Raw genomic sequence first — 13558 nt, 5'->3', positions numbered from 1 at the left:
TTCTATTTAAAATTAAAACAGGAAGATTTTTCATTTTTTATCATGAAAATCTTCCTGTTTTCGGTTCTGAGTCACATTAATGTCCCAGCCCCATAACTTAATCTTATTCATTTTCCATATTAATAACTAATTTGCCAATCATAGATTGGCTTTCTAATAATTGATGTGCTTCAAATAATGTCTCTGGTGTTAAACCTTTCACTTCTTTTGTCATCGTTGGTTGATAACTGCCTGCCTCTACTTTTTGAGATAAGTCAGTTAAATAGCGGTGGTACTGAATTTCATCCACACCATAATCTAATCTTCCGAACATATAATCATGTGTGAATGTCAGGCTCTTGCCTTTTAATAGATTCAAGTCTTGTTTCTCTTTGAAGGCCACGATCGTTGTAATATGTCCTCTTGGTTTGATTAAGTCAATCATGAGTTCATAGTACTCATCTGTATCATGCGTACAGAAGATATAGTCAAAGTATTGGATTTGATGGTCAGCTAATTGATCTTTTAAATTTTCTTTATAATTCAAGACAATATCAGCGCCCATTGATTCAGACCATTCTTTTGTTTCTTGTCTTCCTGCTGTTGTTACGACATGAAGGCCGTAGACTTTTGCGATTTGTGTCGCAATACTGCCGACACCGCCGGCACCATTTATAATCAAAATAGATTTACCCTTATTATTATCAGGGTTAGAAGAAATGCCGAAGACATCAAACAACACTTCATAAGCCGTTAACGCTGTTAAAGGCAGACTCGCTGCTTCGCTGTATGAAATATTATCTGGTTTCTTTCCAACCAAACGCTCGTCCATCACTTGATATTGTTCATTTGAACCGTCATAGAAACTTGAACCGGAATAAAATACTTCATCACCGACATTAAATAATTCACTTTTAGGTCCGACTGCCTCTACCACACCTGCAGCATCATAACCTAAAATTCTTGGTGCTTTGTCTACTGGTGATTGTCTGATTTTTGTATCGACAGGATTCACACTGATAGCTTTGACTTTCACTAAAATTTCATTGCCTTTAGGCGTCGGCACTGCTTTATCGAATTCATAAAACAAATTACCTTCTGATAATTCAAAACTGCGATCTGCACCAATCGCTTTCATATGAACACTTCCTTTATTTGTGATTGTTGCCTCATCATAGAACTTAGTTGAAGATTAAGCAATTGTTTAGCTTTGATACAATTTAAAAAGACACCAGAAAACAGTATTTTCAACTGTTTCTGATGTCTCTATTCATTATTTATTTTCTAAATTGAATACTAATTTACCATTAATCACATGTTGTTCTAATGCTTGATGTGCTTCATAAAGTGTCTCTGGTGTCAGCTGATCAACAACTTTTGTTACTGTCGGCTGGTAGACACCCGCTTCTACCTTTTTAGACACATCTGTCAAATAGCGGTGGTATTGAATAATATCTGTATCATTGATAGAACGTGCAAACATATTTTCATGTGCAAACGTTAAACTTTTGCCTTTAAGCAAGTTCAAGTCTTGATTTTCATTAAATGCGACGATGGTTGCTAAAATGCCTCTTGGTTTGACTAAATCAATCATTGTTTCATAATACATGTCAGTATTAAAAGTACAGAAGATAAAGTCAATGTCTTTCACACCATTAGCATCCAACTGTGCTTTTAAATCTTCTTTGTAATTAATAACTAAGTCTGCACCCATTTGTTTCGACCATTCTGTTGTTTCTTCTCTGCCTGCTGTAGTAACCACTTTAAGGCCGTAAGCTTTTGCGATTTGTGTCGCAATACTTCCGACACCGCCTGCACCATTAATAATCAATAATGTTTTACCTTTATTGTTATCTGGGTTTGAAGATATGTTGAAAATATCAAAGAGGACTTCATATGCTGTAATAGAAGTTAATGGGAAGCTTGCTGCTTCATTGTATGACACATTGCTTGGTTTTGCTGCCGCATAGCGTTCATCCATCACCTGATACTCTGCATTAGACCCATCAAATAATAACGAACCGGAATAAAATACTTCATCGCCCGTCTTAAACAATTCGCAATTTGGGCCTGTTGCTTCTACAACACCTACTGCGTCATAGCCTAATATTCTCGGCGGATTTTCGATAGGGCGCTTGCGTTGTTTCGTATCTATCGGGTTGACACTGATAGCCTTGATATTAACTAATAACTCTCTGTCTTTAGGAACAGGTTTTTCTTTATCGAATTCATAAAATAAGTTGCCTTCTGATAATTCAAAGGCTTTATCTGCACCTATTGCTTTCATGTTTTACACCTCATTTATTCTAATACATCTATTTATTATATTGCCTATTTGTACTTTTTCTAATCTTTGCGCTTATTTCCATAAGAATTTGAAAATACTCTCTGCCACTTCTTTGCTTTCATGCAATTGGCTATGCTGTCCTTGTTTGCCTTTAATCAAGTGTTCCTGATAGCTTTTCGCATGATGATTCATTATATATTTTAACGATTTTGAAGAAGCATTCGTCACACGGCCATCGCTATTTGAACCATCACCGATATCACCATAAATATTTAAAATCGATACTTTTTCATAAGCCGCAACTTTTTTCAAATTCAATAAATCTAGATAACCGTCTGTCATTTGATCAGGTTTTCCGTTGTCGTCTACTGTCACTTTTCCCGGTTCATCATTGATACCGATAATACCATTAAATGTACCTGCGATATTGACTTGTTTGTTTAACTCAGGCAAGTCTGCATTGTTGCCGTATTTGATCATGTAATTCGCAAACGACAGGTTACTCATTGAATGAGTGACAATATTGTATTGCTTGAATTGATAGTCTTGTTTCAAAGCTTCTAAAACATTTTTAATCCATAAAGCATTCAGCTTCATATCACTGTTCTTATTGTCCTTTAAATTCACTAAAACTATCGGATGTTTGTCATCAGCCTCAATCTTCCCTTTTAAAGTAACGTGACCATTCGAACCGACTGTCGCAACTACAGCCTCTTTTGCGTATCCCTCTTCTTTGGCTTGCTGTGCAAAGTAGCGTTCGGAGTTAACACTGCCGCCATAACCATGCATAAATAAAGTCGGTGTTGCGATTTTATTGCCTTGATCTATCGGATTATTCTGACTATGTTCAGCCCAGATATATTTAATAATTCCAAGTACGCCCAAAGCCACTGCGATAATCGCAATTAACCTTATTGTCTTGGCATCAGGTTGATTTTGTTTCTCCATCTCTCTATCCCCTAACTTTGTGTCTTCTTGGTGGTTGTATATTTTCACTTAAGTATAGTGGTTTCTGGAATTTCCCGCAATAAAAATATGAATAGAAAAATTCAATTTTCTTGAAAAAGCACGTTTTTAAATGATTTCAATTTTAAAAGCCGCAACTGAATGGAGACAGCTGCGGCTTCAAGTTTATATTTGTGAGAAGTTATTATGGAATTTTCTATTATAGTTATGGATGGATGAATGACTATTTGTTTAAATATTTTTCAATGTAAAATGCAGATTCTTCAATGGACTTATATTCTGTATTAATGACTGTAGCATTAAACTTATCGAATACTTCCTCTGCATAACTTAATTCTTGTTTGATTCTTTGCAAGCTGTTGTAATTGGCTGAACCTTTCATACCCAGTACACGGATGCGTTGTGTACGGATATTCATAATATAATCGGGACTTGCGGTTAAACCAAATACCAGCATTTTCTTGCTGAACACCTCTTCTGGGATAGGTGCTTCAGGTACTAATGGAATGTTAGCAATTTTATAACCTTTATTGGCTAGATACATACTAAGTGGTGTTTTAGAAGTTCGGGATACTCCTAAAATTACCGCATCTGCATCTTCGATACCGTCAAACACTTTGCCGTCATCATATTTAACTGAGAATTCCATCGCTTCGATACGTTGGAAATAATGCTGGTCCATTTTACGTAATGCACCGCTTTCTCTCAATGCATGTGTTTGTGTCTTTTCTTCAATCAAACGCAATAAATCTGACATGTAATCAATATAAGGAATGTTTTCCTCTTCAGCATATGTGCGCCCGATTTTATTAAACTTCGGACTCACAAGTGTTGTGACAACCACAGCGTCGCGTTGTTTCGCCAATTTTAAAATAGTTAAAAATTCTTCTTCATTTTTAATGAATGGAAACTTTTTTATTTCCGCACTTTCTTCTAAACCGGGAAACTGCGTCAAAGTCGCATGAATCATGCGCTGTGCAGTTTCTCCGATAGAATCTGATACGACATATAAAGCTAAATGTTCTTTATTGTTTTGCACCGACCACTCTCTCACTTTCTACATGGCTTTGTGCAGCAGCTAACATAGCACCTGGAACTCTGAATGGAGAGCATGAGACATAATCAATCGCTAAGTCATTGAAGTAATGAATCGATTTAGGATCACCGCCTAATTCGCCGCAAACCCCGATTTTAATGTCTGGATTTATTGCTTTTGCTTGTTCTACTGCTGTTTTAATGAGTTGTCCTACACCGTCAACATCTAATGTTTGGAATGGATCAACTGCAAGCAAGCCTCTGTTAATATATTCACCGATGAATTTACCCGCGTCATCACGAGAGAATCCAAACGTTAATTGTGTTAAATCATTTGTACCGAAACTGAAGAACTCTGATTCTTTTGCAAGTTCTCCTGCAATCAGGCATGCACGCGGTGTTTCAATCATTGTACCGATTAAGTAATCGACAGAGACACCTGCTTCTTCCAGCATACTTTCTGCAGTCATTTGGATTGTTGTTTTCAATGTTTTAAATTCTTCTGCTGTTGAAACAAGCGGTACCATGATTTCCGGTTCACTTTCGATACCTTCTTCTTTTAATTTCAATACACTTCCGATTATAGCTTCCGTCTGCATTTCCGAAAGTTCCGGATAAGTGACAGCTAAACGACAGCCGCGGTGGCCGAGCATCGGGTTTGTTTCATGCAAGTCTGTAATACGTTTTCTTAAAACATCTTTTTCAACGTTTAATTGTTGTGACACCATTTGAATTTCATCTTCTGATTTAGGAAGGAATTCATGCAATGGCGGATCCAGCAAACGTACAATCGTTGGTCTGCCGTTTGATAATCTGAAGATCTGTTCAAAATCTTCAATTTGATATTTACGGATTTCATTCAGTGCTTCAATACGTTCTTCTTGAGATGCGGCTAAGATAAAGCGGCGCATTTGTACTAAACGCTCTGCACCGAAGAACATATGCTCAGTTCTTACAAGACCGATACCTGAAGCATCGAATTTATAGCCGGATGCAATATCTTGAGGTGTTTCTGCATTCATACGTACATTCATGCGTGCTGCATCTTGTGCCCATTGCATGAAACGGTCGAACGCTTCACTATGCTCAGCATCTGTCTTTTCAATTTCGCCAAGATAAATATTCCCTGTAGAACCATCTACAGAAATTACATCGCCTTCATGCAATGTTTGACCATGGTATGTGACTGTTTTGCCTTCAGTATCGATATTCAAGTTAGAACAGCCTGTCACACAGCATTTACCCATACCGCGTGCAACAACAGCTGCGTGCGAGGTCATGCCGCCGTGTGTTGTGACGATTGCTTCACTAGCGACCATACCTTCGATATCTTCTGGTGATGTTTCAGGACGCATTAAAATTACTTTTTCGCCTTGTTCTGCTTGTACTTTCGCATCTTCAGCTGAGAATACAACTTTACCTGTAGATGCACCTGGACTTGCTGGCAAGCCTGCATCTGAAATTGCTTCTGCTGCTTCAATAGCTTCTGCTTTGAATGCAGGGTGCAATAATGTATCGATTGATTTTACATCTACCTTTGTCAGCGCCTCGTCTTTTGTAATAACCCCTTCGTCTACAAGATCCACCGCAATTTGCATTGCTGCTCTCGCTGTACGTTTGCCGTTACGTGTTTGTAAAATATAAAGTTTGCCGTTTTCAATCGTAAACTCGATATCTTGCATATCTTTATAATGCAATTCTAATTTTTCAGTGACATCTACAAATTCTTGATAAACATCAGGCATTTGTTGTGCTAATGTATCGATTTCTTTAGGTGTACGAATACCTGCCACCACATCTTCACCTTGTGCATTTAATAAATACTCGCCGAAGACGTGGTTTTCACCTGTTACAGGGTTTCTTGTAAATGCAACACCTGTACCGCTTTTTTCACCGCTGTTGCCGAAGACCATTTCTTGAACGTTGACACCTGTACCGATATCATGCGGAATATCGTTTAAATCACGGTATACACGTGCACGGTCGTTATCCCAAGATTTAAATACCGCTTCCACCGCTTCTGTTAATTGTTTTAAAGGCTCTTGCGGGAATGGTTTGTAGACTTCTTCTACATATATTTCTTTGAAGCGTTCACTGATAGTTTTCAAACCTTCTGCAGGAATCTCTGCATCTGTTTCATAACCATGCTCTGCTTTGTATTGATCGAAATAGCGGTCGAACGCTGTCATTGAAATACCATAAACCACTTGACCGAACATTTGCAATAAACGGCGGTAACAGTCATATGCGAATCGTGCATCGTCTGTTTTCTTCGCAAGCTTTTCAACATTTTCATCATTTAAACCTAAGTTTAAAATTGTATCCATCATACCTGGCATTGAAATTTTCGCGCCGCTTCGTACAGAAACTAATAATAAATTGTCGTCAGATGAAAAAGATTTCCCAGTACGTTCTGAGAAAGCTGCTAATTGTGTATGTAATTCCTCTTTTAATTCATCTGATAATGTAGCACCTTGTTTTAAATATTCTATACAAGCTTCTGTAGTGATAGTAAATCCATCTGGTACAGGTAAGCCTAAGCGCATCATTTCAGCTAAGTTGGCACCTTTACCGCCAAGCAAGTCCTTCATTGATTGACTGCCTTCTTCAAATGCATAGATTAATTTTGTCATTTGTAGATCACCTCATATATTTTTCTTAATGTGTCATACTAATTATTTTAAAGTATGTCACACTGAAAGCGTTTTGACAATAAAAAACATACTATTTCTCAAATTAATTTGTTAATCTTTTCACTAATTCGTTACATTTACCTTAAAAGCAAGGTTATTTACCCTTTTAAAAAATTAGCATATGCTTAATATAAGGATGAAAAAGGAGCGAAAAATTATGAAAGGCTATCAATTATGTGTGAGTAAAGTACCGATTTTTCAAAATTTGGATCGTACAGCACTAGAACATGTCTTTTCAAAAGTACATTCTAATACCGTAAAAAAAGGTGAATATCTCTTTATGGCAGGCGATGATGTACATACGTTATTTGTTATACATTCAGGCAAAGTGAGGATTTTCAGACTTACTGACGAGGGTGAAGAACAATTAATACGCATATTGGATCATAGCGATTTTACTGGCGAACTGACATTATTCGATGCTGTGTCCAGTGCACAAACCTACGCAGAAGCAATAGAAGACAGTCAAGTGTGTACCATCGACCAATCCGCAATCCATGCGCTGATACAGGATTATCCAGATATCGGTATTAAGATGATAGAAGGATTAGCCAAACGCTTGAATCAGACAGAAACTATGACAACGCAAATCGCACTGATGAGCAGTAAAGAACGTCTAATGGCTTATATTGAACTTGAAACTAAAGACAATCTATTGAAATTGCCGATGACTAAAAAACACTTAGCGACTTATTTAAGCATGCAGCCGGAAACACTGAATCGTACCTTCAAACAGCTGGAACAAGAAGGTATTTTAGACAAAATCAACCACAATACCTATAAAGTACTGAAAAATTGATCTAGGTCATTTTTATTTCTCCCCTTCTCTCGTATCATTAAAGATGAAAGCAGCACACATCAGATAAAAACGAGAGGAGGATTTTTATGTTTACTAAATGGGTTTACCGCAATGAACAGAAACTGACATTGCTGTCATTCATAGGATTGGTCATCGGTATTGTTTTACGCTTTGTGCCTAAAGACCTGCACCTCTACAGCAACGCTTTATTAATCACAGCTACTGTTCTCGCAATGCTGGTCATCGGTTTAAAAGCCGTACAAGCTTTAAGATTTAAAATGTTTAGTATCGAGTTGTTAATCAGTATTGCGGTGATTGGGGCATTGTTTATCGGAGAGTATATTGAATCTGCTGTTGTGACGTTCTTATTCTTATTTGGAACCTACCTTGAAAAGAAAACATTAGAACGTACACGCCGCTCTATCCAATCATTGACAGAACTCGCACCGACAGAAGCAGTATTGCTCAATGAAGACAAAACGCGTTCTGTAATCAGTGTTGATGAAGTCGTTAAAGGCGACCGTCTTGTCTTAACACCCGGCAGCCGTGTCCCTGTCGATGGACATATTGTCAAAGGAGAAGGCACATTGAATGAAGCCTCGATTACAGGAGAATCTGTACCTAAAACTAAAACACAGAATGACAAACTTTTCAGCAGTACGATTTTAGATTCAGGCTATGTTGAAATGATTGCGGATAAAGTTGGAGAAGATACAGCCTTTGCAAAAATTATAGATTTAATTGAAGAAGCACAAGAAACCAAATCTGATACTGAACGTTTCTTAGACCGCTTCGCTAAATGGTATACACCTGGTGTTATCATCTTAGCTGCGCTTGTCGGACTCATCACATGGAATCTGCACCTTGCGATTACCTTCTTAGTGATTGCTTGTCCAGGTGCATTAATTATCGGTGCCCCTGTTTCAAGTGTTGCGGGAATTGGAAATGGCGCAAAACATGGTGCTCTGATTAAGGGCAGCGATATTATGGAAACACTCTCTAAAATCGATGTCATGGTCTTTGATAAAACCGGCACATTAACCAAAGGTACACCTGAAGTCGTTCACATTGAAAGCTTTAACACAGCACCCCCTGAACTTTTAGGGATGCTCGGCAGTTTAGAACAAACATCAGAACACCACCTCGGCAAAGCGATTGTCGACTATGCAAGCAAGCATTACAACCTGAATGATTATAATGTGCAAACGACTGATCACCATAAAGGCAAAGGCTTGCAAGGTACCATTGACGGCTATCACATCAGTGCAGGCAACCGTGCATTAATGAAAGCTGAGCATGTACAGATAAGTCCGCATGCAATAAAGCACGCAAAAGCCGAAGAACAATCTGCGCATACTTTAGTCTATGTCGCAGTCAACCAGCAATTAGCTTATATCTTATCCATCAAAGATGAAATACGAGAAGACGCAAAAGCTGCGATTGAATTAATGAAGGCACATGGTGTTAAACAGACTGTTATGTTGACTGGAGATAATCCGCAGACTGCCAAGGCAATCGGCAAAGATTTAAATATTGATGTCATCAAAGCTGAATTGCTGCCTGAAGACAAGACTGCTTATATTGAGAAACTAAAACAAGAAGGCTATCACACAGCGATGGCTGGAGACGGTATTAATGATGCCCCTGCCATTGCGACAGCGGATATCGGTATTGCGATGGGAGACGGAGGTACAGATGTCTCAATGGAAACAGCGGATATAGTCTTAATGGCCGATCGTTTAAAACAGTATGCACACGCCTTCTTATTAGCACAAGCAACCAGCAGAAATATCAAACAAAATATAGCCATCGCCATGATTACAGTATTCAGTTTACTCATCGGTGTACTGCTCGGCGGTGTGAATTTAGCCATTGGAATGTTTATTCATGAAGCAAGTGTACTCATCGTTATCTTAAATGCGATGCGTTTAATTCGATTTAAAATTAAAGGAGAAGATATTAATGAAACAAATCAAACTACAATTAGAAACACTGACATGCCCTACGTGCATTAAGAAAATCGAAGGTGCCTTAAACCAGACTGACGGCGTTGAAAATGCTAAAGTGCTCTTTAACAGCAGTAAAGTTAAAGTCGGCTTTGATGAATCGAAACTCAGTACAGAGGAAATCAGTCATACAATTGAACAACTAGGCTATCAAGTATTGAAAACGGCTTAACTTTTTTAAAATTTTGTAAAATGACATGGTCGTAACCTCATAAATTATCTATTTAATTTTGTCTATGATATACTGACACTTAATTAAATATATGATGAAAGGCAGAGTATCCATGTTAAAAAATCAATTTCCGATTGGAAAGTTTCAAAAACCTGACAGTTATAGTAAAGAAGATTTAAATACTTGGATTGAAGCGATTGAAACACTTCCAGATAAACTTACGACACTGACATCTAACGCTTCTGAATCTGAACGCCATGCGACATACCGTGAAGGCAGTTGGGATGTAGAAACATTAATCCATCATATAGCGGACAGCCATATGCATGGTTTCATCCGAACTAAATTAGTATTAACTGAAGATCATCCCCACGTCTCAACATTCTCTCAAGATGATTGGGTCAATACTTTAGATAACAAAGCACCTTTGGAATATTCGCTTGAATTAATTGACGGCATGCACAAGCGCTGGGCAATCTTATTGCGTGAATTACCTGAAGAAGCATTTGAACGTACTTTCTCTCACCCTGAAGAAGGAGAAGGCCGATTAGCAGATATTGTCGCAAAAATGGCATGGCACGGTAATCATCATTTAGAACATATCAAATTAGCGTTGAAAGCGCATAGATAATCAATAAAACTCTGTTGCTCAGCAGCAGAGTTTTATTTTTGTCTTTTATGTTAAATGGCTTACTGCTCATCTGTTATATTTCACACATAATAGATTGACAGACATCTAATTACTTTTCTATACTTTAAATGAAAAGAGAAAACGAAAAATCTATGCAGCAGAGAAGGAGCAGCTTATGAGTTATTTATTTTCAAAAGATAGTGTATTCGTGTCAAATGCGGATAGTAAAGAAGCGGTACTTAAAGAAGTAACAGAGGCTTTATTAAAAGCAGGTTATGTTAAAGAAAATTATTTAGAACATGTTTTAGAGCGTGAGAAAAATTATCCAACAGGTCTCATTCTATCTGATATCAGTGAAACATTCCCTAATATCGCTGTACCGCATACAGAACCAGAATTTGTGAACACAACTAAAATTGTACCTGTTAAATTAACAAATCCTGTAGTTTTCCAAAATATGAGTTCACCTCATAAAGATTTACCAGTTGATTTCGTATTCTTGATTTTAAACGCAAACAAAACAAGTCAAGTACACTTATTATCTGATCTTATTCTTTTCTTCCAAAAAGAAGATAAAAAAGAGATGGAAAAATTCTTTAAACTTACAGATGCAGATGCGATTTATGAGTATCTTCAAGCAAACTTTTAATATCTATGTTCTGCTTAAAGCATGAATAAACGGCTTTAATCCTCAAATCAAATTGGTTTGAGGATTTTTCTTTTAAAAGGACAAAGTTGAATAAAGTAGGGTATTATTAGTTAAATACTTTTATAATTCAATACTAAGGAGATACGCCATGCAGAAAAACAGATTACGTTTGCTTATCCCTGCTATTACATTATTATTAGTTTTGATTTCAGCTTTATACGTACAGACTGCACAAGACGGTCTGATTCAAACAAGTGCAGATGTTCAAGATAAAACACACTTTATCTACATTTGGCTGATTTATTTAATTCCGCTTGCTGCTTTATTTATATTGCCTTGGCACTTTAAATTTCAGCCGCTCATTCAGAAACCTTTAAAATCAACACGCATTTTACTTATATCAAGCATAGTCTATATCGTTTTGGTTTTCCTTACACCTCAACCTTATTTTGAGCTGTTTTACATTTATAAGTTGGTGTTGTTGTTAATGATTCCTTTATTGGTTATCAGGCGTGAAAAAAGCTCTATACTTTCTACAGCTCAACCATTCATTAATTGGTCGTTAGCACCTATTGTTTATGTCATTTGGTTAGTATTGTATTTTAGTCCTTTGAATAACTTATCTCATATCTCTTATGATGAACCGTATCTATTTGTTCTTATCTTTACAGTGATTTCGATATTAATGAATGCTGTGTTAGAAGAAGTCTTTTATCGAGTATGGCTTCAAACTCGTTTAGAACATTTAGGTATCCTTGCTTCTGTTTGTATCAGTACAATTCTTTGGTCATTATGGCATGCTGGCATACAAGGACAAGGCAACCTGCTAGAATTATCAGCCCAAGCGCTAGTTACGCATGCACTTGCCGGAATATTCCTTGGTTTCTTCTGGACAAAGTATCGTAATGTCTATTTATTGATACTCATTCATATTTGTATGAACTTCCCTTTGTATCTCATCACTTATTGGTTTAAATAATAAGAAAATCCTCGAATCAGATTGACTCGAGGATTTTCTATTTCACATGACTTATTTTTCCGCATTTCTTTTGAATTTCTGCGGCAATTCAAAGAATGGCTGTATATCTTGTACATACTCTAGTATTCCCATATATTCATCGTTCTCATCAAATAAGGCTTTATATGTGACATGAATAAACTTGTCACCTTTTTTAAACCACATAGATTCTGAAACTTTCTGTTTCGTTTTTAAGTCACGGATAATCTGCATGACTTTACTTAAACTTTTAGGCGGATGACAGTTTGCCACATTTCTTCCAATCGAGATTGGTGTACGAATAAACATCATTTCTGAAGCTTCGACTAAATCATTAAAGTATTTAAAAGTACCATTTTTATCAACGAATGTAATCTCAACTGGCAAGTTATTTAAAATAAGATCTGTTTCTTTTGTCGTTAAGAAACCTCCGCCAAAGCGTAAATTCTGTTGTCCTTGTTTTGCATCATATTGTGCATCGATAGGTGTTAATTCAATATCAGAATCTTGCCATGTCTCAGTAACTTCTATCGCATACCCAAAAGCACTGCTTTCTTGCGCGATTTGCTGCCACTCAACTGCACTGATGTCTTCTTGCATTAATGGAATCAGCAACAGCTCTTCTTGGCGTAACATGTCCATTAAACTGCTTTCTAATTCAATATAGGTACTCTCTATATGTCGCCATTCTACTTCTTCAAGTTTAACTGCGCGTTTTTGCAGTTTGTTTAACGCAAAACGAATGACGTCATCATCTGCCCACATTTTTCGAGGCAGAATATACTCGCCTCTTCGCTCAATAACAGGAAAGATAATCTTTTCTTTACGGTTAAAATGCGGAATCACACCTGAAAGTGCTTGTACCTTCTCTTTAAATGATTTCACCGCTTCTGTATCATTGCTTTCTACTTTGTACATTAACTTGCCTGTTTCTTGAATCAATGATTGAAGTGTGTGAATTTCTTGTTTAAAGATATTCAATGGATGTATGCTATCGTGTGAAAGTGTGATTTCTGTCAGTGATTGATTTGTCACCTTTTCATATGTTGAAACAAAGCGTTCTATTTCATACATAGACGTGAATTTTTCTATAAAGTAAAGCTGTCTTAGTGCTTCTGTAATTTTATTGCTTGAGACAGTTTGAGAGAGATCTATTAACATGTCATTAATATCTTCTTGATGTATATGTTGATCAATGAGTGCTTTAACTTCTTCTTTAACCTCATTTGATACTGAACTAATATTAAACATCACAAACACCTGCAATTCTTATATTTCCTCTCTTCAAGTATAAACGCATTCGTTATAAGATGATATTAGCGTATTCACTGATTTTAATACGAG

12 protein-coding genes are annotated in these 13558 nt (G+C 36.9%); 6 read left to right on the top strand and 6 right to left on the bottom strand.

All coding sequences use genetic code 11. From position 1 onward, the window contains the following. Nucleotides 1-103: 103 nt before the first annotated feature. The 5 genes from DVJ99_RS01575 to ppdK all read right to left on the bottom strand — a co-directional run bounded on the left by DVJ99_RS01575 (nucleotide 104) and on the right by ppdK (nucleotide 6900). A complete protein-coding gene (locus DVJ99_RS01575) occupies nucleotides 104-1117 on the bottom strand; it encodes a zinc-binding alcohol dehydrogenase family protein (RefSeq protein WP_114602883.1) in 1014 nt (337 codons plus the stop codon). Nucleotides 1118-1252: 135 nt separating this feature from the next. Further along, nucleotides 1253-2266, bottom strand: a complete 1014-nt coding sequence (locus DVJ99_RS01570) for a zinc-binding alcohol dehydrogenase family protein (RefSeq protein WP_114602882.1) — start codon at nucleotides 2264-2266, stop codon at nucleotides 1253-1255. 72 nt (nucleotides 2267-2338) lie between these two features. After that, on the bottom strand, nucleotides 2339-3214 hold the full coding sequence (locus DVJ99_RS01565; protein WP_114602881.1) for an alpha/beta hydrolase: 876 nt from the start codon (nucleotides 3212-3214) through the stop codon (nucleotides 2339-2341). 241 nt (nucleotides 3215-3455) lie between these two features. Continuing rightward, nucleotides 3456-4271 (bottom strand): pyruvate, water dikinase regulatory protein, encoded by an 816-nt coding sequence (locus DVJ99_RS01560; protein ID WP_114602880.1) that lies wholly within the window; start codon nucleotides 4269-4271, stop codon nucleotides 3456-3458. Next, nucleotides 4258-6900, bottom strand: a complete 2643-nt coding sequence (gene ppdK, locus DVJ99_RS01555) for a pyruvate, phosphate dikinase (RefSeq protein ID WP_114602879.1) — start codon at nucleotides 6898-6900, stop codon at nucleotides 4258-4260. The genes DVJ99_RS01560 and ppdK overlap by 14 nt, the downstream gene beginning before the upstream one ends. 217 nt (nucleotides 6901-7117) lie before the next feature. Between ppdK and DVJ99_RS01550 the strand changes: the two genes are divergently transcribed. From DVJ99_RS01550 to DVJ99_RS01525, 6 genes are all read left to right on the top strand, one after another. After that, a complete protein-coding gene (locus DVJ99_RS01550) occupies nucleotides 7118-7759 on the top strand; it encodes a Crp/Fnr family transcriptional regulator (RefSeq protein WP_114602878.1) in 642 nt (213 codons plus the stop codon). Nucleotides 7760-7845: 86 nt separating this feature from the next. Continuing rightward, nucleotides 7846-9774, top strand: a complete 1929-nt coding sequence (locus tag DVJ99_RS01545; protein WP_114602877.1) for a heavy metal translocating P-type ATPase — start codon at nucleotides 7846-7848, stop codon at nucleotides 9772-9774. Further along, entirely contained in the window at nucleotides 9722-9937 is a 216-nt protein-coding gene (locus DVJ99_RS01540; protein ID WP_114602876.1) for a heavy-metal-associated domain-containing protein, read from the top strand. The genes DVJ99_RS01545 and DVJ99_RS01540 overlap by 53 nt, the downstream gene beginning before the upstream one ends. Before the next feature lie 112 nt (nucleotides 9938-10049). Further along, complete coding sequence (locus DVJ99_RS01535; RefSeq protein ID WP_114602875.1) at nucleotides 10050-10568, top strand: YfiT family bacillithiol transferase; 519 nt, start codon at nucleotides 10050-10052, stop codon at nucleotides 10566-10568. Between the two features lie 175 nt (nucleotides 10569-10743). Further along, nucleotides 10744-11217, top strand: a complete 474-nt coding sequence (locus DVJ99_RS01530; RefSeq protein ID WP_114602874.1) for a PTS sugar transporter subunit IIA — start codon at nucleotides 10744-10746, stop codon at nucleotides 11215-11217. A gap of 148 nt (nucleotides 11218-11365) precedes the next feature. Further along, the gene (locus DVJ99_RS01525) at nucleotides 11366-12196 is read left to right on the top strand and encodes a CPBP family intramembrane glutamic endopeptidase (protein ID WP_114602873.1); all 831 of its coding nucleotides are present in this window, start codon (nucleotides 11366-11368) and stop codon (nucleotides 12194-12196) included. Nucleotides 12197-12247: 51 nt separating this feature from the next. On the opposite strand, the gene DVJ99_RS01520 is transcribed toward DVJ99_RS01525, so the two are convergent. Then, nucleotides 12248-13465, bottom strand: coding sequence for a PAS domain-containing protein (locus tag DVJ99_RS01520; protein ID WP_114602872.1), 1218 nt, complete (start codon nucleotides 13463-13465; stop codon nucleotides 12248-12250). Between the last annotated feature and the right edge of the window lie 93 nt (nucleotides 13466-13558).

Origin of the sequence: Staphylococcus sp. EZ-P03 (genome assembly GCF_003344575.1) — a bacterium.
GTDB classification, from domain to species: domain Bacteria; phylum Bacillota; class Bacilli; order Staphylococcales; family Staphylococcaceae; genus Staphylococcus; species Staphylococcus simulans_B.
The sequence above is the reverse complement of the archived record's forward strand: the minus strand, read 5'-3'. Positions and strand labels throughout refer to the sequence as shown.

Bases quoted from the DNA above. Each gene is read 5' to 3' on its own strand.
- DVJ99_RS01575 (WP_114602883.1), bottom strand. From the start codon at position 1,117: ATGAAAGCGATTGGTGCAGATCGCAGTTTTGAATTATCAGAAGGTAAT.
- DVJ99_RS01570 (WP_114602882.1), bottom strand. From the start codon at position 2,266: ATGAAAGCAATAGGTGCAGATAAAGCCTTTGAATTATCAGAAGGCAAC.
- DVJ99_RS01565 (WP_114602881.1), bottom strand. From the start codon at position 3,214: ATGGAGAAACAAAATCAACCTGATGCCAAGACAATAAGGTTAATTGCG.
- ppdK (WP_114602879.1), bottom strand. From the start codon at position 6,900: ATGACAAAATTAATCTATGCATTTGAAGAAGGCAGTCAATCAATGAAG.
- DVJ99_RS01550 (WP_114602878.1), top strand. From the start codon at position 7,118: ATGAAAGGCTATCAATTATGTGTGAGTAAAGTACCGATTTTTCAAAAT.
- DVJ99_RS01545 (WP_114602877.1), top strand. From the start codon at position 7,846: ATGTTTACTAAATGGGTTTACCGCAATGAACAGAAACTGACATTGCTG.
- DVJ99_RS01540 (WP_114602876.1), top strand. From the start codon at position 9,722: ATGAAACAAATCAAACTACAATTAGAAACACTGACATGCCCTACGTGC.
- DVJ99_RS01535 (WP_114602875.1), top strand. From the start codon at position 10,050: ATGTTAAAAAATCAATTTCCGATTGGAAAGTTTCAAAAACCTGACAGT.
- DVJ99_RS01530 (WP_114602874.1), top strand. From the start codon at position 10,744: ATGAGTTATTTATTTTCAAAAGATAGTGTATTCGTGTCAAATGCGGAT.
- DVJ99_RS01525 (WP_114602873.1), top strand. From the start codon at position 11,366: ATGCAGAAAAACAGATTACGTTTGCTTATCCCTGCTATTACATTATTA.
- DVJ99_RS01520 (WP_114602872.1), bottom strand. From the start codon at position 13,465: ATGTTTAATATTAGTTCAGTATCAAATGAGGTTAAAGAAGAAGTTAAA.